General features: G+C 48.3%; 15 protein-coding genes. 8 read left to right on the forward strand and 7 right to left on the reverse strand.

Features of this window, described 5'->3' with window-relative positions; translation table 11 throughout:
• The first annotated feature begins 466 nt into the window (after nucleotides 1-466).
• On the forward strand, nucleotides 467-1,429 hold the full coding sequence (locus tag MKY98_RS02330; RefSeq protein WP_069010779.1) for a glycoside hydrolase family 26 protein: 963 nt from the start codon (nucleotides 467-469) through the stop codon (nucleotides 1,427-1,429).
• Between the two features lie 156 nt (nucleotides 1,430-1,585).
• Here MKY98_RS02330 and MKY98_RS02335 read toward each other — a convergent pair whose 3' ends face one another.
• Both MKY98_RS02335 and MKY98_RS02340 read right to left on the reverse strand, forming a co-directional pair.
• Nucleotides 1,586-2,083 (reverse strand): CcdC family protein, encoded by a 498-nt coding sequence (locus tag MKY98_RS02335; protein WP_029514725.1) that lies wholly within the window; start codon nucleotides 2,081-2,083, stop codon nucleotides 1,586-1,588.
• Nucleotides 2,084-2,250: 167 nt separating this feature from the next.
• Entirely contained in the window at nucleotides 2,251-2,727 is a 477-nt protein-coding gene (locus MKY98_RS02340) for a disulfide oxidoreductase (protein ID WP_069010780.1), read from the reverse strand.
• 236 nt (nucleotides 2,728-2,963) lie between these two features.
• On the opposite strand from MKY98_RS02340, the gene MKY98_RS02345 reads away from it, so the two are divergent.
• Nucleotides 2,964-3,590 (forward strand): nitroreductase family protein, encoded by a 627-nt coding sequence (locus MKY98_RS02345; RefSeq protein ID WP_069010781.1) that lies wholly within the window; start codon nucleotides 2,964-2,966, stop codon nucleotides 3,588-3,590.
• A 104-nt stretch (nucleotides 3,591-3,694) separates the two neighbouring features.
• On the opposite strand, the gene mprF is transcribed toward MKY98_RS02345, so the two are convergent.
• Nucleotides 3,695-6,337: a bifunctional lysylphosphatidylglycerol flippase/synthetase MprF gene (mprF, locus tag MKY98_RS02350; protein ID WP_069010782.1), complete on the reverse strand. Its 2,643-nt coding sequence runs from the start codon at nucleotides 6,335-6,337 to the stop codon at nucleotides 3,695-3,697.
• 212 nt (nucleotides 6,338-6,549) lie between these two features.
• On the opposite strand from mprF, the gene MKY98_RS02355 reads away from it, so the two are divergent.
• From MKY98_RS02355 to MKY98_RS02365, 3 genes are all read left to right on the forward strand, one after another.
• Entirely contained in the window at nucleotides 6,550-7,311 is a 762-nt protein-coding gene (locus MKY98_RS02355; RefSeq protein WP_069010783.1) for an AAA family ATPase, read from the forward strand.
• A 249-nt stretch (nucleotides 7,312-7,560) separates the two neighbouring features.
• Nucleotides 7,561-8,763, forward strand: a complete 1,203-nt coding sequence (locus MKY98_RS02360) for an MFS transporter (protein WP_029514730.1) — start codon at nucleotides 7,561-7,563, stop codon at nucleotides 8,761-8,763.
• Between the two features lie 212 nt (nucleotides 8,764-8,975).
• Entirely contained in the window at nucleotides 8,976-10,028 is a 1,053-nt protein-coding gene (locus MKY98_RS02365; protein ID WP_069010784.1) for a lactonase family protein, read from the forward strand.
• A 118-nt stretch (nucleotides 10,029-10,146) separates the two neighbouring features.
• Here the strand turns inward: MKY98_RS02365 and MKY98_RS02370 are convergent, their stop codons facing one another.
• Together MKY98_RS02370 and MKY98_RS02375 are read right to left on the reverse strand one after the other, a co-directional pair.
• Nucleotides 10,147-11,103: an ArsR/SmtB family transcription factor gene (locus MKY98_RS02370; protein WP_039270301.1), complete on the reverse strand. Its 957-nt coding sequence runs from the start codon at nucleotides 11,101-11,103 to the stop codon at nucleotides 10,147-10,149.
• Nucleotides 11,104-11,374: 271 nt separating this feature from the next.
• Complete coding sequence (locus tag MKY98_RS02375) at nucleotides 11,375-12,340, reverse strand: hypothetical protein (protein ID WP_069010785.1); 966 nt, start codon at nucleotides 12,338-12,340, stop codon at nucleotides 11,375-11,377.
• A 272-nt stretch (nucleotides 12,341-12,612) separates the two neighbouring features.
• Between MKY98_RS02375 and MKY98_RS02380 the strand changes: the two genes are divergently transcribed.
• Together MKY98_RS02380 and MKY98_RS02385 are read left to right on the forward strand one after the other, a co-directional pair.
• A complete protein-coding gene (locus MKY98_RS02380; protein ID WP_039270303.1) occupies nucleotides 12,613-13,245 on the forward strand; it encodes an NAD(P)-dependent oxidoreductase in 633 nt (210 codons plus the stop codon).
• A 33-nt stretch (nucleotides 13,246-13,278) separates the two neighbouring features.
• Nucleotides 13,279-14,883, forward strand: a complete 1,605-nt coding sequence (locus MKY98_RS02385; RefSeq protein ID WP_069010786.1) for an NAD(P)H-hydrate dehydratase — start codon at nucleotides 13,279-13,281, stop codon at nucleotides 14,881-14,883.
• On the opposite strand, the gene MKY98_RS02390 is transcribed toward MKY98_RS02385, so the two are convergent.
• Nucleotides 14,867-15,361, reverse strand: coding sequence for a hypothetical protein (locus MKY98_RS02390; RefSeq protein ID WP_069010787.1), 495 nt, complete (start codon nucleotides 15,359-15,361; stop codon nucleotides 14,867-14,869). The genes MKY98_RS02385 and MKY98_RS02390 overlap by 17 nt on opposite strands.
• Nucleotides 15,362-15,531: 170 nt before the next feature.
• Between MKY98_RS02390 and MKY98_RS02395 the strand changes: the two genes are divergently transcribed.
• On the forward strand, nucleotides 15,532-16,368 hold the full coding sequence (locus MKY98_RS02395; RefSeq protein WP_029517887.1) for an HAD hydrolase-like protein: 837 nt from the start codon (nucleotides 15,532-15,534) through the stop codon (nucleotides 16,366-16,368).
• Between the two features lie 183 nt (nucleotides 16,369-16,551).
• Here MKY98_RS02395 and MKY98_RS02400 read toward each other — a convergent pair whose 3' ends face one another.
• Nucleotides 16,552-18,168, reverse strand: a complete 1,617-nt coding sequence (locus tag MKY98_RS02400; RefSeq protein ID WP_245231490.1) for a methyl-accepting chemotaxis protein — start codon at nucleotides 18,166-18,168, stop codon at nucleotides 16,552-16,554.
• Between the last annotated feature and the right edge of the window lie 206 nt (nucleotides 18,169-18,374).

The raw sequence follows: 18,374 nt of genomic DNA on the forward strand, positions 1-18,374 counted from the left end.
AATATCGGTTTTTTTCATTTCATGAGTGCCAGGCCACCATTTTAACGAAATATACACTATGCCATCAGAGTGATCAGCTTAGTTCTGGACGCTAGGATACGCTAAGTGTGTGATTATGAATCTTCTATATAGTACAAAAATAACAATAATTTGAAAACAAATTCATAAGAATGAAATGAAAAAATTTCCTTTATTACACATTTAGTCCCTACCACATTTTGCAGAAATTGTTTGTTCATTGTTATATGAATTATTTTTTTGCTCTAATAGAACTATTTCAACTTTTTTCCTTGATGTCGATGTAATTGAGGATCACAAAAACGTATTCCTTTAGGAAGATGGAGATCCACTCGCTAAAACGAAAAACATGTAGGTTGCGAGTCAGATTGTCCTAGGGGAATATCGGTCACATCTTAAGTCTTGCGATTACAAACAGCAAGATATAAACATCAGGAGGATAACCATTATGAATTCAGTCAAGAAAACGAAGAGCTTGATCAGCGCCCTGACCGGGGCTGCATTATTATTCTCGCTACCAATGACGGCAGGCGCGGAGAGCAATATCAACTATACTGGCATGTTCCTGGGCTATGACGGAAGTGTAAACACCAGTCCTGTCTGGACCTACAACCCTGACATCGTCTCCTATGATCTGCTGAACTGGAACCAGGGGGGAACCGATGCAGCCTCCATTACCTCCAATAGCGCCTCCGCCATCCAAGCCTTGGGGAAAATCGTCACCGTTTCCACCCACATGCCCAATCCCCAGGGTGGAAATGTAAACGCCCCGATGTCTGATTCCGATTTCGAGATCTTGGCTAATACAGACATTTCATCCATCAATTCGTCCAGCCCCGCATGGCTGCAAAATTATAAGGCCCAGGTTGACAATGTCGTGACCGGCCTGCAAAAGTTTAATTCATCCCCCGTTTACTACAGACCCTTCCATGAAATGAACGGAGGCTGGTTCTGGTGGGGGGACAAGAACACGACGGACTATAAGAACCTGTACATCAATCTGTACAATTACATTGTGACGACCAATGGCATGTCCAACGTCAATTTTGTCTATGCTCCAAATAAAGGAGCCAACGCGGCTGCTTATTACCCCGGCTCCAGCTATGTCACCTGGATTGGCATCGACGCTTACAGCGACGATCCGTCCAATGACAATGAAATTAAGATGGCTTACAATGACATCAAAGGACTTGGCAAAACTTATGGCTTCTGCGAAATTGGACCAGCCGTGGGTGGCGACCATGTGGATCGCAACAATAATCAGCTCAAGGAATTCGATTATTCGCTTTGGAACAAGGCCCTGAATGAAATCTACACCGGAGCAAGCTTCTTTATCACCTGGGACGGCGCTTATGCTCCGCAGAACAACATAAACGGCAGCACGCTGTTTACAAAAGAAAGCTCCCAGTAAGTGCCTAGCGCCCGGCGTCCGGGCAAGGCGGAAATGTAGCCTCCGATAGACTAAAAAGACGAAAAGACCAAAAAGGCACGGCCTCCTGGCTGGGAGAACGTGTCCTTTTTTGGTCTATACAGCAATATGCTAGCAAGCATGTTAAAAAACCGTTGGTCAGATGCGGACTTCTGTCTCGTCCGGAACGAATTGACGATATTGAAAATACATACGGAGCCGCCAGTGTAACAAGGTGCCGAAGGCTAGGATGAAAAATAGCCCTGCTGTCTGCGGAATGGTAATGTAATGCTGAATAAATTCATGCAGTAGCAATCGGACGATCAGCAGGCTGAATAGGATAAAGAAGAAGGTACGTGAGCGTTGCACGAAAACCAGCCCTTCTTGCAACTCAAATTTGGTGCTGCGGATCAACGGGTAAGAAAAAATAAACCAGCCGACCAGAAAGGCGCCCAGCGCCCAAAGCCAGGGAACCCGTACTTCCGGCACCACGAACATCATAAAACCGGTGCTCATGCCGAGCGGAGGGATGATGATTTTTTTGGCATTAATCGGGCGATGACCTGTCTTCATACGGATGAAAATAGCCGATATAGCGATTAAGATCATACCGAAGGTTGCGCCATATTGCAGCAATGGGGTGCTAATATGAAACATGGACTGGCCCCCTCTATAAGGAATATAAGCGTTATTGGACAGACTGCAAACCTTTCACATTATACCACATATGCAATGGATATATTTAGTTACAGTCTCTCCCCCGGCAAGCGGATTATACGCCTCTTGGTGATAACACTGGCCCTATAATTGGGTCTCTTTCATACTTATGCGAGTTCTGTTGCTTGTACCTCTCCCTGAGCTGATTTTTTCTCCTTTCGCATGATATAACCCATGGCTACAATAATAAGGATAAAGGCGATTAGTGCGAGAAAAGGAATGGTGATGAAATCGAACCAGTTTAGGTAATCCTGTTCACAGGATACTCTGCCGCAGGAAGTTGAAGTTTGCGTAGCTGCTTTGGCGGCTGCATGGATGCGCTGAATGGTAAAATGATAGACCGAAATCGCACCTCCAATGATAGCCAACGGCATGACATAACGTCGTATCCCCGAATCCCCTCGAAAATAGGCGATCCCGAGTAGAAGGGTCAGGGGATACATCAGAATGCGCTGAAACCAGCATAGCTTACAAGGCTCATACCCCAAAATCTCGCTGAGATACAGACTGCCCAAAGTTGCCACACAAGCTACAACCCAGGCGGCAAACAAAGCAATATCTGTTTTTTTAAACGATCCAATCATAGTAACGCTCCTTTTTTAATTCAAATGAGAACAAAATGAACTCATTATGTCTTGTCCCATCGGCAGGCATCTGCCGATATGTATGTCTTTATCCGTATTGTACTGTATTTTGAGTGCAGGGTCATACTTAAACATATTGACATGACTAACTATCATTTTTATAATTGCAGTAGTTTGGGAAGTTAATGAGGATTCAAGTTAGATATATATCATAAGAAATTAGGAGTGTGCCCAGAATGTCGAGTAGTCCAAAAAATGAAACCCTATCTACTATTAGTGAAAGACACGCGGTAAAGAGCTATGTTAAGGATTTTAAATTGCCAGAGGAAGATTTGGAGGCTATTTTGACTGCGGCGATAGAAGCTCCTTCCGCTTGGAACCTTCAACATTGGAAATTCCTTGTTATCGAAAGCGAAGCGGACAAGCAAAAATTGCTGCCTATCGCCTACAATCAGGGTCAAGTAGCGGAAAGTTCCGTTACGATTGCCGTATTGGGTGATTTGGAAGCGAACCGTAACACCGTCATTTATGATCAAGCGGTAGAAGCAGGCGCACTGCCAGCGGAAATCCGTGACGCATTGGTAGGTCAAATCAATGGCGCGTACCAAAACCCGCAAGTAGCTCGCGATGCAGCCATCCTGAACTCTGCTCTTGCAGCACAAAATATTATGTTGGCTGCTAAATCTCTGGGCTACGACACTTGCGCAATGGGCGGTTTCATTCCAGCACAGTTGATCGAGCAATTCAATATTCCAGCACGTTACCTGCCAACCCTGCTTATTAGTGTAGGTAAGGCACAAGTGCCAGCACGTCCATCAGGACGTTTTCCACTCTCTGAAGTTGTTGTAAAAGGCAGCTTCTAAGAAGATTTGTGAATATAAAAGGGTGTTCCAGCAACCGTTCGTGGTTGGGAACACCCTTTTTTACGTCGTGTTAGACTATTAAAGTCCTGTTGTCAGCCCTTTGTTTAGTCCGAGCGTTTGGACACGAGATATACCAGCTCCAGCGTCAGGATCGGTAGAAAGACAGAAGCTGGATAGGCCAGATAGCGCGGCTCCCATTGCGGCTTGAACTTATCCTTAAAGCGCCGCAGCCCCTGAAAGCCGTAAAAATGTCCCCCGTATTGGAAAACGAGTCGGGCCAGCTTTTCCTCGCGCAATGCCTTTTCGCTTTGCCCTACCTGGGACAGCGGTGCCATTCCCAGATTAAATGTCGTATACCCACTCTCCTTGGCCCACTCAATGACCCGTGTGAATAAATAATCCATCGTGCCATTTGGCGTGTCAGGCAAGTGGCGCATCAGGTCAATGGAGACCGTCCGTCCATGATCATAGGCAGGGGCCATCGTAGCGAAAGCGATGACCTTCCCTTCAGAGTCCCTTAGCAATGCAATCGGAGCCAACTGAAGATAAGATTCTTTGAACCAGCCGAGTGAATATCCCTTCTCCTTGCGCCCATCCAGCCAAATATTCGAAACCTGACGAATCTCCTCAATCAGTGACGCCTCTAGAGGCGGTTGGATGATTTCGAACGAGTAGCCCTCGCGGTCAAAACGGTTTTTGGCGCTGCGTAGCGCTTGATTGCTTTTGCCTGTCAGTGTAAATGATTCCAGCGGCACCAGTGCTTCCTCGCCCAGTTTGAAAAAGCGATAGCCGTTCTCGTGATAGATGGACAAATACTCCGGCGAGGCCTGATAAAATACAGCCGTTAACGCATACCGATCTGCGAACCGCTGAAATTCCTGAATGGCTTCACTCACACGTTCTTTTGGACCGAGTGGGTCACCTAATACAATCAGTTTGTCCCGGCTACGAGCGTAGGGAATGACAACCTGTTCATTTTTGGTCCAATACAGATATTTATCGCCCAGAAAAAGCATATGAGAGACGAGATTACCACCCTGCCGTTCCAAAAATTCTTTTAGCTTATCCAGCTCCTGCTCGTCGGGTAGATTAGCGATGCTACGCTGAGGTCGAAGAAAGAAATATACCGTCAGGAATACCCATGCCAAAATCAGACTAAACACGGCGGTAACTCCGTAATCGCTGCGGTTCATAAAAAAGTCTAGATGGACCTTGGCATGCAAATGGCGCATAAAGGGAGTGTTGGAGCCTGCCCCAATGATAAAATAAGCCCCGGTTACGAGTAGAGATAATCCACCCCATATTAAAATGTTGTGCCGATTCAGCGGCGCACTGACCCGATAAAACCGCGAACGCGAAATCCATAGCATTAAAGCCACAAACAGTAGGAATAAAGCTTCTTCAAAATCCAGACCTTTAGTGAAGGTGAAAATAGCTCCTGTCAGAAGCAGTATCAATGTCAGTCGTAATGCTCTGCGAATACGCAGGGAGATTCCATGGGACAGGACGACAAGCATAATTCCGATGATGACCGAGATTTCATGCGACAAGCGCATGACGGGCAGGCTGAGCAAATGCTCAGCAAAACGAAGCCGATATAACAGACCGGGCGTAGCTGCCGACAAAAGAAGCACCACGCCGGATATGAGTACCAGCTTACCAAGCGCCCATACCCCTAGATCGGCCAAAAACCGGAATTGACCAGGCCAGCCCCATACCTTCTGCCAGGCATTAAGGGAGTAATCCCAACCTGTCTCAGCTAGCTGATTCAGGCGCTCGTTACGCGGAATCATTTCCAGCGCGGCTAACACCAAGCCGATGAGCCACGGGATGATGTAATAAAAGACGCGAAAGACCAGTAGGACAGCCAGTGCCCGATCTGAGTTGGCTCCCGCCATTTGCAGCCCGAGCAGGGCAATGATGTCGAATGCCCCGACCCCTCCGGGTGCAAGACTGATTAACCCGGCAATCGCGGCTATTACATAAATGCCGAACACAGCATGCATCGGCAGTTCATGGAGCAAGTGCGAGCCGATCCATGCAAAGGTAAGGCCAGCCAGCAGCCATTCCAGTAGGGAAGCACTGATGGAAGCGGAGATGGTGGACCAGGAAAGCTGTCCTTCTCCCTTGTTGAACCATGTGGAGTACCGTTTGGAGCGCTGCATGATCAGGAATAGCGGTAGGTACAATGCCATTCCCCACAGCGCCCAATGAAGCCACGGGTGAGCATCCAGTACAGGCTGTACCGGATACAGATGAACAATGGCTCCCCAAGCCAGCAAAGATAGTCCGGTAATGACGACTGGCGAAAGAAACACGACCGCAGAGGTGATGACACCCAACGGCACACCGCTTTTCTTATACAGCACTGTGCGAAGTCCCGCTCCTGTAAAGCCTGCAAAACCAAAGACATTATTAAAGGTATTGGAGATCCAGGCGTAGCGAAATGTTGTTCCAGGCTTGACCTGAAGCTTGAAATGATGTCTGATTACGTAATCATATGCACTCATAGCCGCCACAGCAACCAGTGAGAACAAGCCAATCTCGATGAGAAAGGTGGCATCCATTCGCCGCAGCTCATGAAGCATACGCGCCAGATTAAAGTCTTTTAGTTCTCGTCCCGCCTCCCATATAATAAAAGCCAGTACAGCCAACGGTAGCAAAATACGTGTCAATCGCTGCCTGTAGATGGTCATTATGAACTGTACGATTTTAAAAGACTGAATCGGTTTGTGATTAGATTTCATAGATTCACCTACTTGGAAAAGAATGAGATATACACGGAATGAGGTGCTTAGATTTCATACCCGCTGAACATTACTATATATTATACCTGTAATAATCGCTTCAATAACAACAGAAGGGTTACGAAATGGGATTTCAGATTGATTGCTGTAAATAATTCCAATATAATGATGAAAAACCTAGTGAATTGCTTGGCAATGGAGCTGATTTGGATATGAGTATATGGGACCGTAATCTTTTTATACGTCGCCTGGAGCTGCTATGGCCTCCAGATGCGGACAAGAGCCAATATCCGTTTAACTTAAAGGCCTTACACCAGTGGAACGAACTCAAATTTCATCCTTCCGTCACCTATATTATTGGAGAAAATGGCGTAGGTAAATCGACGCTTATGGAGGCAATCGCGGTCGCGTGGGGATTTAATCCAGAGGGAGGTACTAAAAATTTCAATTTTTCTACACAAGCCACGCATTCCTCACTGTATGAGCATATCCGGCTGGTGAGAGGGGTAGAAAAGCCAAGGGATGGCTTCTTTTTCCGGGCGGAGAGCTACTATAATGTGGCGACTCACATCGACGAGCTGGATCGAGAAGGAGGAGGGCGACCGATTCGAGATTCCTACGGGGGTAAATCGCTGCATGAGCAGTCGCATGGCGAGTCTTTTTTTGCTGCCTTTGTGCATCGGTTTGGAGGGCAAGGATTGTATATTTTGGATGAACCGGAAGCTGCATTATCGCCTTTGCGCCAGATGGCCATGCTTGCACGGATTCACGAGCTGGTGCAGCAGGGCTCACAGTTTATCATTTCTACTCATTCCCCTATTTTGATGGCTTATCCAGATTCCATCTTGTATCATCTGACACATGAAGGGATCGACACCCGGACGCTAGAGGAAACCGATCATTTTATCATTACGAAACAATTTCTGAATAACAGGGAAAAGATGATACAGGAGCTATTCGAAGATCCACAATAAAGTTCGTAGGGACCGCCAGACCGTTCCAGAAATTCATCCTGGTCGTTCGTTATGAGAGGGACAACATCGCCATTTCAAGTTGTTCCTTTTTGCTGTTCTGCCCAAAGGAAAGATTCAGGGTTATCGGAAGTATTTTATGATTGTTATTTGTCCTTCTCTCTATTAATATAATGAAGAGTTTTGCTGGAATGGTTGCAAAATAAGATTTTCGTATACGAAATAAAGAACCTGAGGAGGACAAAACGCTACATGTCAGATTCACAACAGTTGAAAATGGGGCCGCTGGTCATTTTGATGATTAATATGTTTATTGCCATGCTGGGGATTGGCCTCATTATTCCGATCCTTCCCAAGTTTATGAGCTCCTTGGGAGGCAGTGGTGAAACGGGTGGTTATTTGGTTGCCGTGTTTGGCTTAACCCAATTCCTGTTTTCGCCGTTAGCGGGAGAATGGTCCGATAAATACGGACGTAAAAAAATGATTATTATCGGTTTGGTAATCATGACGGCGTCTTCTGTATTGTTTGCGATTGGGGAATCGTTAACCATACTATATATCTCCCGTTTGCTGGGAGGTGCAGGAGCAGCTTTTATGATTCCTCCGATGATGGCCTATATTGCTGATATTACAACGGTCCACAATCGCGGTAGAGGAATGGGGTTGTTGGGTGCTGCCATGTCTCTTGGCTTTGTGATCGGTCCTGGTGTGGGCGGCTTGCTGGCAGATATCTCGATTCGTACGCCCTTATATGTTTCGGCGGCCGTATCGGGCGTAGCTGCACTGATTTCCTTGATTATGCTGCCCGAAACCTTGTCGCTGGAGAAACAGTTGAAGTTTCGGAATGTCAAGGCCAAACGGGATAATGTGATTAAACAGTTTGCCCTTTCTTTCCGCAAGCCTTACTTTATGCTGCTGATTATGATATTCACGCTAACCTTTGGATTGACGCATTTTGAAACGATGTTTCCTTTCTTCGTGACGGGCAAGTTTCATTACAATGAGCGTGATATTGCTATCATTATTACCGTAGGAGCACTGGTCGGAACCGTGATTCAAGCTGTGGTCATTAGCCCGATGTTGAATCGTTTTGGCGAAAAAGGTGTCATTATCGGCTCCTTTCTGTTTTCAGCGATTTCCCTTGTGCTTATGCTGCTCTCCGGCAACTTTTATTATGTACTCGGGGTATCGCTTATCTTCTTTACCGCTACGTCGTTGCTGCGGCCAGCCATTAATACTGCTTTATCCAAAATGGCGGGGGATGAGCAGGGAGTTGCAGCCGGCATGAACAATGCTTATATGAGTATTGGTAATATTCTGGGGCCTGCACTTGCGGGTAAATTGTTCGATGTGCATATCAATTTGCCATATATTTTTGGGGCAGTCATTCTCATCCTTAGTTTGGGGCTGGCTGTAAAATGGAATAGCAGAGATACGCAAACCACAGCGGTTTAATGTTGTTCTTGTCGTAAATTTAGTCTCTTTTGGTGTGAACTGTGACGTTCTTATGAACCACAGATGGCGCCGAAGGAGGCTATTTTTTTGCATACATTGCGAAACGTTAATGAAACGACAGAATCTTGGGTAATAATGCATGATGGTTTTACAACAAGACAAATAGTAGAGCTAAAAGCCAGATAAAAAAAGCTAGAAGGAGCTGAGAGCCGATGGAAGAGCGGAATGAGCAGTTATTTTATACAGGGACTTATGCGTCTCGTCAGGAAAGAGGAATATATGTATGTGCTTTGAATGTGACCCATGGTGATCTGCGCATGGTTGGAGGTGTGGAAGGGATGGAGAGGCCTTCTTTTCTCGCGCTACACCCGGATGGGACAAAGCTGTATGCTGCCAGTGAAACAGAAGGAGGCGAGCTGTATGCGTATCAGGTGAATACCCAGACGGGGGAATTACATCCTTTGGATCGCAAAGGGACAGAGGGAGCACATACTTGCTATGTTTCCGTAACAACCGATGGACGATATGTGCTGGCTTCCAACTATTCAGGCGGCAATGCCGTTGTGTTCCCTGTGACGGAAGCTGGAGGATTAGGAGACATGTCGGGGCAAGTTCAGCATACCGGCTCAGGTATTCGCCAGGACCGTCAGGATGCGGCACATCCGCATTCGATTATTCCAGATCCTTCAGGACAGTATGCCCTGATATGTGATCTGGGGCTGGATCAGATTGTGGTATACCGTTTGACAGAGGATGGCAAACTGGTGACCCATCGTGAGACAGATTTGCCACCTGGTTCTGGACCGCGTCATCTGGTTTTTCATCCTTCGCGTCCATATGCTTTTGTCGCCAATGAGTTGAACAATACCGTCGCTGTGTTTAGTTATAACGAACGTAATGGTGAGCTTACATTGCTGCAAAGCCTGTCCACACTGCCAGAAGGCTTTATAAATGTAGATAATACAGCAGCCGATATTCGGATTACGCCCTGTGGACGCTTTTTGTATGTGTCAAACCGCGGCCATGACAGCATCGTGCTATACCATGTCGATCTGGACAGCGGCAAGCTGAAGACGGTTGAATGGGTGGAAACCTTCGGCAGCACACCGCGTAACTTCAACATCCTGTCCGGTTATCTGGTAGTGGCGAATCAGGATGGAAACAACCTCGTATCCTTTGCCATCCATAGTGAGGATGGAAGGCTGACCCGAACGGGATATGTGCTGGAGGTTCCTTCACCTGTGTGTATTGAACCTGTACGCTAATCGGATAGCACGTGGCAAAAGAGTACGATATAAGTGAATGAAAAATAAAACACGGCGCTTTGTTTCCCATGAAAGGCATGGGCAAAACGCCGTGTTCAGGTCTTGAAGTGGACTAAAACTATTTGCTGCTATCGCCAGCTTCTACCGTTACTGTTTTGGTATGATTTTCTGCATGTTTGTAGTACAAACGGAACAAGATGTCCTGATTGTAGTTACCGAATCCGGTGCCGAACAGAGTAACCCCTCCCACATGCTGGGCATCATCCAATATGGCAATACGGAATTTCCATTGTTTCTGATCAATCAGCACTTGGCTTAAAGTCACGTCAGAAATTTGCTTCCCATCCATAAAGGTACCCTCGGAGGTAACGCGAAGTCTTTTGAGGAGACCATATTGATTGATAAAATCAGGCCACCATGCAGGTGTGTATTTACCACGGTTATCCCCGAAATCCCCTGGGCTGGTCCATGTACCCAAATTCACATCATTTAGGAAAAAAGTGATATCTGAAGGCCAATTATCATTGGTAAAAGGGGCCTCGGATGATAGTTCCATCGAAATTTCCAGTTCCTCAGCTTTTTGGCTGGACAGTAGGAAATTCGGCACCTTATAATCCATATATCCTTGGCTGAACCATAGAATTTTGGAATTGAAGCGCTCAGGGTCCAAGAACGAACGAGGCTCATCGAATTCACCAATGATCTTTTCGACGGTAGCCAGTCCGCAGGTCGCCTGTATTTCAAAATCTGTAAAGTGTCCGACGGAAATCTCTGTCTGATGGAATTGCCGTACATCCTGCTGATAGCGTGGCATGGCGATTTCAATTTTGTCTGTTGCCAGTGAGCACACTTTCTGTACCCCGCCTCGTCCGGGCAGCATTTTGGTCGAAATAATGGACGCTCTCTCCAGTTTCTTGACATGCATCGTCATAATCGCACTGCTGAGCCCCAAAGCTTCCGCCAGCTCACGTATATTCATAGGCTTCTCCGCAAGCAGAACAATCATGTTTAGCCGAACCTCACTGGCCAGCGCCTCATAAACGGGAAGTGATTTTTCAGAAATGTCCAGTTGCATAGTTCCTCCAATTCTAACGCACATCATAAATTGATGGTAGTTTAACATATATGGATTTTTTTCAATAATAATACATAAAAAACGATATGATTTACATTTATATAAACAATATACCCTTTCCTTGATCATTGGCACAAGCCTAACCCCACAAAAATCCAAAAATTGTTCAAAAAACAGGACACCCCATAAACTCTTTCTTTGTTGTTGGGATGTCCTGTGATGGTATGTGATTTGCAGGCAGGATACGGGTAGAGGCATGTGCCATTGGCGTTTAGGATCGGATATGTTCTTCTGCCAAAGAAGAGTCAGCCGTTTTATCTGTATCTGCTGCGCGTAAATCCTGATGTTGAGAAGCATCTGCCTTGATCAAGCCGGGATGACCAACATAAGGACGATCACTGCGCGAGCGACCTCGGGTAAGTCGGAAGCCGATCAAGAACAGCACAAGCTGAACAGCCAGTATGTAGGGAGATGCTTCCGGTCCGATCCATTGAAACAGGGCGACAGCGGCGATTACCAAGCACAACAGGCTTGTTGGAAAATGGGATGCCGTCACGTCCAGATCATTTTGTCTGCGCAGGGTCATCAGCCGATATACATACAGTAGGGCGATCAGGCCTGAAACGAATCTCATCCATGCATACCCTTTGAGCCATGAGGCAGATTGTGCAGTGTCGGGCAGACTAACATCAACATGGCTGGAGGCTGTCAGTTCCACAACCAGCCTTGTGACCAACCAGACGATTCCTGCCAGTGCCAGCGGACCAGCTGCTGGACGCAATAGCTTCCACAATGCTGTTCCCCAGCCCGGAGCATGAGATTCCAGCAGAACAAGACGCCGTTCCTCAATGAGTTTGTTCATTTCACGCTCCAGTGATTTGAGAAGCAATTCTCTGCGGAACGCATCACACTCCCGAAGGGATGCTTGAACCTGCTCTTGAAGGTGAGGGGTCAAATAGGGAGCAGCTTTGGCTTCCTGAAGAGCGTGGATGAGTCCGTTCTGGTACTGCTTTTCGCTGTTATTGAACCCGTTCTGGGTAGTGGTTTGGAGACAACCAGCTAATCGTCCATAGATACGCAGCGATTCCTGTAATTCTTCCAGCCGCTGCTGACGCGAATTTCGAAGCTGGGCTGCACTGTGAACATACAGCCATACCAGCAAAGACAACGCCAGCAGGAAGGCGATCAGACCGGGTGAGATATATGCGACTAACGCCGCGAAGTCCGTCGGGGACACCCGCAATCCCTCCTTCCATTGTTCTTTCTACACTATTGCACAGACTACACAGGCATTTCAAGGGCTTGTATACCTTTGACCAGGATATATGAAGTATTTTTTGGTAAAATAGACAAGATACAAGCAGGAGGGTAGATTCGGTATGGATAAAAATATAAAAATTGCAACAGAAGATCATGAGACATCGAATCGATATCTTGCACGGGTTTAAGCTGGAGATAAAACGGATAAATAACAGTAAGTAAATTATAGACAGGAAGAAGGCAGTGAATATGAAGGTTATTATTTTCGGGGCAACAGGAACAATCGGCAAAGCGTTAGTAAAGGAAGCTATCAAGCGTAAGTATGAGGTGACAGCAGCGGTGCGCGACCCCCAACGTGTGACGGAGCAAAGTGAATACTTGACGGTGGTTCAAGCAGATATTCTAAATCCGAATTCCGTTACGGAAGTGGCTAAGGGGCACGATGCTATCATTAGCGCATACGGTCCCAAGTTTGGAGAAGAGGAAGAACTGCTCGAAGCGACTCGTTCTTTGCTGGAAGGAACTCGGCGTTCTGGCGCGGAGCGCATACTTGTCGTTGGTGGAGCGGGAAGTCTGAAAACAGAAAACGGTGAACGCCTCATGGATACCGCCGAGTTTCCGGAGGAAGTGAAGCCGCTGGCGGCTGCCCATGCAGATGCACTGGAGCTGTACCGCGCTGCGGATGTAGACTGGACCTATTGTAGTCCTGCCGGAATGATTGAAGCAGGAAAACGTACAGGACAGTTCCGTATTGGTTTGGATCATTTGGTGGTTGACGAATTAGGCCATAGCCGTATCTCGGTCGAAGATTATGCGGTAGCCCTGATTGATGAGTTAGTAGAAGGGGAATTTGTCAATTCCCGTTTTACAGTTGGATATTAATAAGCAGGGATAGCCATACGGGAGGCGAAAGGCATGTATATGGTGACCGCCGAAGAAATGCGAGAATTGGATCGCTATACAATTGACAAGCTGGGTATTCCGGCCCTTACCTTGATGGAAAATGCCGGGCGCGCGGTAGCTGACGAAGTATTGAAGCTTTCACACACAGGGCCGGGGGATATACCGGAACATGGCGGTGTTATACGGACAGAGACGTGGAGTCAAGGACGACATGACTTACGGGAACGAGAACACTGGTATATCCTCGTAGGCAAAGGCAACAACGGTGGTGACGGACTGGTGGCGGCCCGCCATTTAACCGATGCAGGTCTACGCGTCACCGTTGTGTACGTCGAGCCGCCAGACACGCTGCGGGGTGAAGCGGCTGCGCAGCGCGATATCATCGCGGCTCTGGGTATCCCGGTGATCCTCTATGGCCGGGATACCCTCGACCTGCGCGGCGCCTCCGGCATCGTCGATGCCCTGCTGGGCACGGGCACGCAAGGCCCGCCGCGCGAACCCTACGCCTCGCTGATCCGCGAGGCCAATGCCAGCGGCGTGCCGCTGGTGTCGGTAGACGTGCCTAGCGGCCTTGACGCCGACACAGGTGCACTGCACGAGCCGTGCATTCGTGCGCGTGTCACCGTATGCCTCGCCTACTTGAAGCGTGGGCTCGTCCAATATCCAGGCGCCGGGACCGCAGGCGATGTGGTGGTACGCTACATCGGTATTCCACCCGGCCTTGCCCGTGAGTGCGGCGTGCAGCTGCAGCTCTTGACCCGTGACACGCTGCGCGCTGCGCTGGACGTGGATGTAAGCCGCAGCCGCGTGCCGGATGGACACAAGGGCACCTACGGCCACGTTCTGGTCGCGGCTGGAAGCCTGCGCATGAGCGGCGCGGGCTTGCTGGCCGCACGTGCCGCCCTGCGCATCGGCAGCGGCCTTGTCACGTGGGCGGTGCCCGAAGCGCTGCTGCCGCGCGTCATTGGCGCCGCGCCGGAACTAATGCTCGCTGCCGCAGCAGCAGGCGGAGACGGCGAATGGAACGCCGACTCCGCAGACGAGCTGCTACAGCTCGCGCAGGCACGTGATGTGCTGGCCGTCGGCCCCGGCCTCGGCCGCTTTGCAGGGGACACCGGCTGGCTACGCCGCCTGTGGGAGGAATACGGCGGTCCGCTCCTACTTGATGCGGACGCCTTGAACATCCTCGCCTCGGCGGGGCCTGAGCTAGAGGCTTGGAAGCCGAGAAGTGCGGCAGTCGTACTGACGCCGCACCCCGGTGAAATGGCTTGTCTGCTGGGCATACCGACAGCAGAGGTGCAGCGTGACCGTATCACCCATGCCCGGGAGTACGCCCGAACACGTGGGGTCACGCTGGTGCTCAAAGGAGCGCGCACCGTCATCGCTTGTCCCGACGGAGCGGCCTACGTCAATACCACAGGCCATGCTGGGATGGCGACAGGCGGTGCGGGCGATGTGCTAACAGGCATCATCGCAGGTTTGCTGGCTCAGGGCCTGAGTGCTTCGCAGGCAGCAGCTTTTGGCGTGTATTTGCATGGTGCGGCTGGAGAAACAGCCGCACGTCATCGCCAGCATCCTGCCTCTGTGATCGCTGGCGACATTATTGAAGCCCTATAGGCCATAGCAGCAGTGGCAGGAGGAAGGCCAGCATGATCTGTAATCCATATTCACGGTTCAGCCAGTGCCTTCCTCCATAATACAGCAGTGTAATCCCTGCACCTGCTATGCCGTTGCTCCATGAAATGCCCGTTCCGGCAGGCGACATCAAAGAACCTAGCAGGAGAAAGACACTGAATCCTGCAGCGAGGTATAGGGTGAGCTGCTCGGGCTTGTGAAGCCAGGGTAAAAGATCGCATAGCGCATCAGCGGCAAGAGCGGCAGGAAGGGCAAAACCATAGGCCCACAGCTGCGCGGTCAGTTCACCACTATTGCCTGCTATAGTCAGAGGAACCCCTATTACTTCCTCTGTCAGATAGCAGTAGACCCATAAGAGGCCAAAAACCAATCCTCCACAGGCCAGTTTATTCAGCGCATAACAACCAAGCTCCATCCGCCAAGGCATTTTGGAATTAAATTCATTCCAAGGCTGTCTCATGTTGCGACTCCTCCTCTGATCACACTCGGTATTTACAACCAATCAAGGAATTTATTTTCAATTACAATCCGCTTACCGTTTACGACATTTCAGTTTACGTTAGCTGTGTATCATGTTCCTAAGCAAAATAAAGATTGCGGATAGCCGCGGTACGGAAAGGCGGGGATTGCATGATACAGGCGGTTATTTTTAATCTCGAAAGTACATTGTTAGACCCCGGAGGACGAGGCTTAACCCAGGGAATGCGTGATATTTTCAGATGGAAAGGTATACAGGTAACTGAAGAACAGGTATCTCATGGGCGAGGAATGCCGATCCGGGATCATATTGCGAATGTGCTGGGACTTTCAGAGGTTCGGAAAAAATGGCTGGAGTGCTTTGGTGCGCATCCTGGCAGAGTGGATATTGAGCATATTTATCTTGAGCTTGTCCCTGTTCTCCGCTCCTTGATCCAAGGGGCTGAGCCTGCTATCGGTATAGACAGGGCGCTGCAGGAGTTGCAGGATCGTCGCATTCAGTCAGGTGCCACTGCATCCTGTCCAATGGAGATGCTCAGTCACGTATTTACGCCTGCACAGTCACCCTATACGCTGGATTGTATGGTTGCCCCTTGTGAAGTTTCGCAGGGGAGACCTTATCCGTGGATGATCTATGAAATTGCACATCGCTTGCAGGTATTTCCGCTGAGCGATATTGTGAAAGTAGGAGATACAGCAGCCGATATGCAAGAAGGACGGAACGCCGGTGTATGGACGATTGGTGTCTTGAACCATAACGAAAGCGTGACGACCGTAGCTCAAACGACCAGCCATGAAGCGGAAGACAGAGTGGCTGAGGAACGGCGCAGACAGAGTGTATATGGTTTGAAAAGAGCAGGAGCCCACATCGTGATGAACTCGGTCGCTGACTTGCCGCGTATTCTGCGTGAAATCGAAATGCTCCAGCATACGGGAGGCTATCCTTCTTACACAAAACAGGTGAAAACAGCGGCGCTACCTCCATCATAAGAACGGGTATGATTCTGGGTTGCTTGAATACACACTTCTAGGTTATATGTATGCACCTACTCGGATAAAGGTGAACTCTGCTCGGCTTTCAAAACATAATAATGGAGCATTCGCTACGTTAGCGAATGCTCCATTTTAGTTTACTTTTTTTGTTTAGTTGAATCGAATCCAGCATCATATTTACTATTCAGCGTTTTTTACCCGGAACTGGTCGGCATGACGCTGCAGATTGTTTGATAGTGTGGTGAGATTGCGGGCTACTTCGGATAGTTCTTTTACCGCTAGGGCCTGTTTCTGAGCGCTTGCTGATACATCTTCTGTCATTCCGGCAGTCTGCTGTGCCGCGCTGGCTGTGTGATTTAAATGTTGATCTACGCTGTGACGTACCTCTTGCATCTCTGCCGTCAACTGAGCCAGATGTGCAGCTAACTCCTCAACTTCCCGTGAAACCTGGGTGACTTTGTCAACAGACTGTAGACATGCTGAAATTTGGGTTTCTTGTTCATTGACGGTCTTTATGTTTTCATCAAATTGATCACCCATTTGCTCAATTTGCTCAACAAAGCTGCTTAAGATTTCGTCGATTTCACGAATCGATATGGCGGATTGTTGGGCAAGTTGCCCCATTTCATGAGCGACCACAGAAAAACCCTTGCCAGCTTCGCCTGCACGTGAGGCTTCAATAGATGCATTGAAGGACAAAATCTGCGTCTGCTTTACGATGCCCTGTACCTGTTGACCGATGTTAGCTGCCTCGCGGGATTTTTCGGTTAACGCGTGGGACATGCGTTGCATCTGCTTGATACGCAGGGCGCTTTCTCGTCCTTTTTCTAATAACAGTTCATGCTCACTGGCTACCTGATTGCGAACCTCATTGAGATGATGGGCTGTATCCGTGAATTGCTGCACATGGCTTCCGACTTCATCCAGCGTTTGTCCTAATCGGTCAGATTGTTGAACTGATTCCACCGCTTGTTCTGCTTGGTTAATAGAGACATCGGCAATTTGCTGGAGCGTACGGGACAGTTCCTCAGTCTGATGGAGTGTCCCCTCCGTTGTCACGACGATATTCTTCGAAGCATGCTGGAGTGTACTTGAACTGCTTTGAATATCCACAATCATATTCGACATGGCTTCCACCATTTTGTTCGTCAATCCGCTGATTTCGCCTAACTGATCATAGGTTACTTGAGGCGATGTAACCGTAAGGTTGCCGTCGGCTACTTGCTCCAGTGTATTTTTAATAAATCTCACCTGACGCAGTATCCGCCGGGTTACCAGCATCATAGCCGTAATGGAGATGATCAGAATGATGGAGACAACAGGAATAACTAATCGGTAGGCCTCGGGCAAGGTATGTTCGTATACTTCAGTCACAGAGGACAGGGATCTATCGATTCCCAAATAACTAATGATGGTTCCATCTGTATCCTTAATGGGAGTAAAGGAGGAAAACATCGTCCCCCACTCAGGGTCCGTTGTAATATCTGTAGTCACTGTTTCCCCTTGTTTCAATTTCTCTTCCGTTTCTTTAAGGGTAAAACTTACAGGAGTTCCGAATGGACTGTAGTCTTTGTCGTCCCATGCGGCTCCATCTACCGTAATTTTCCACTCATTGCCCACACGGTTGTACATATAGATGTACAGGATTCCAGTTTGCAGCCTGAGCGTATTTAACTCGTTACGAAGTTGTTTATACTCGCTACTTTGCTCCGATGAATCCGTATTTAAGCTCTTGACTGCGGATTTGTCCAATAACTGGGCCGTGTTCTTTGCCAGCGTTTCATTATTTAGCTGCATGGTTGATAGAGAAGCATTCTGGATAGATTGATTGATTGGTCGTCCACAGAACAATGACGCCAATCACTATTAAAGGAATGAGCAAGATGAAGTAGAGTTTGGATTGTAATCCCATTCTTTTTTTAACGCTTCTTTTCATAATATGCTCCTTACTATGTTTTTTTTACCTTCATATATATCGTGTACAAATAGGAAAATATGAATAG

The organism is Paenibacillus sp. FSL M8-0228 (assembly GCF_038007385.1).
GTDB classification, from domain to species: Bacteria; Bacillota; Bacilli; order Paenibacillales; family Paenibacillaceae; genus Paenibacillus; species Paenibacillus polymyxa_D.

What these genes read in the sequence shown, in the direction of transcription:
- MKY98_RS02390 (WP_069010787.1), bottom strand. Translation starts at nt 15,361, where the DNA reads ATGAGACAGCCTTGGAATGAATTTAATTCCAAAATGCCTTGGCGGATG.
- MKY98_RS02335 (WP_029514725.1), bottom strand. Translation starts at nt 2,083, where the DNA reads ATGTTTCATATTAGCACCCCATTGCTGCAATATGGCGCAACCTTCGGT.
- MKY98_RS02355 (WP_069010783.1), top strand. Translation starts at nt 6,550, where the DNA reads ATGAGTATATGGGACCGTAATCTTTTTATACGTCGCCTGGAGCTGCTA.
- MKY98_RS02370 (WP_039270301.1), bottom strand. Translation starts at nt 11,103, where the DNA reads ATGCAACTGGACATTTCTGAAAAATCACTTCCCGTTTATGAGGCGCTG.
- mprF (WP_069010782.1), bottom strand. Translation starts at nt 6,337, where the DNA reads ATGAAATCTAATCACAAACCGATTCAGTCTTTTAAAATCGTACAGTTC.
- MKY98_RS02400 (WP_245231490.1), bottom strand. Translation starts at nt 18,168, where the DNA reads ATGCAGCTAAATAATGAAACGCTGGCAAAGAACACGGCCCAGTTATTG.
- MKY98_RS02330 (WP_069010779.1), top strand. Translation starts at nt 467, where the DNA reads ATGAATTCAGTCAAGAAAACGAAGAGCTTGATCAGCGCCCTGACCGGG.
- MKY98_RS02360 (WP_029514730.1), top strand. Translation starts at nt 7,561, where the DNA reads ATGTCAGATTCACAACAGTTGAAAATGGGGCCGCTGGTCATTTTGATG.
- MKY98_RS02380 (WP_039270303.1), top strand. Translation starts at nt 12,613, where the DNA reads ATGAAGGTTATTATTTTCGGGGCAACAGGAACAATCGGCAAAGCGTTA.
- MKY98_RS02365 (WP_069010784.1), top strand. Translation starts at nt 8,976, where the DNA reads ATGGAAGAGCGGAATGAGCAGTTATTTTATACAGGGACTTATGCGTCT.
- MKY98_RS02395 (WP_029517887.1), top strand. Translation starts at nt 15,532, where the DNA reads ATGATACAGGCGGTTATTTTTAATCTCGAAAGTACATTGTTAGACCCC.
- MKY98_RS02385 (WP_069010786.1), top strand. Translation starts at nt 13,279, where the DNA reads ATGTATATGGTGACCGCCGAAGAAATGCGAGAATTGGATCGCTATACA.
- MKY98_RS02345 (WP_069010781.1), top strand. Translation starts at nt 2,964, where the DNA reads ATGTCGAGTAGTCCAAAAAATGAAACCCTATCTACTATTAGTGAAAGA.
- MKY98_RS02340 (WP_069010780.1), bottom strand. Translation starts at nt 2,727, where the DNA reads ATGATTGGATCGTTTAAAAAAACAGATATTGCTTTGTTTGCCGCCTGG.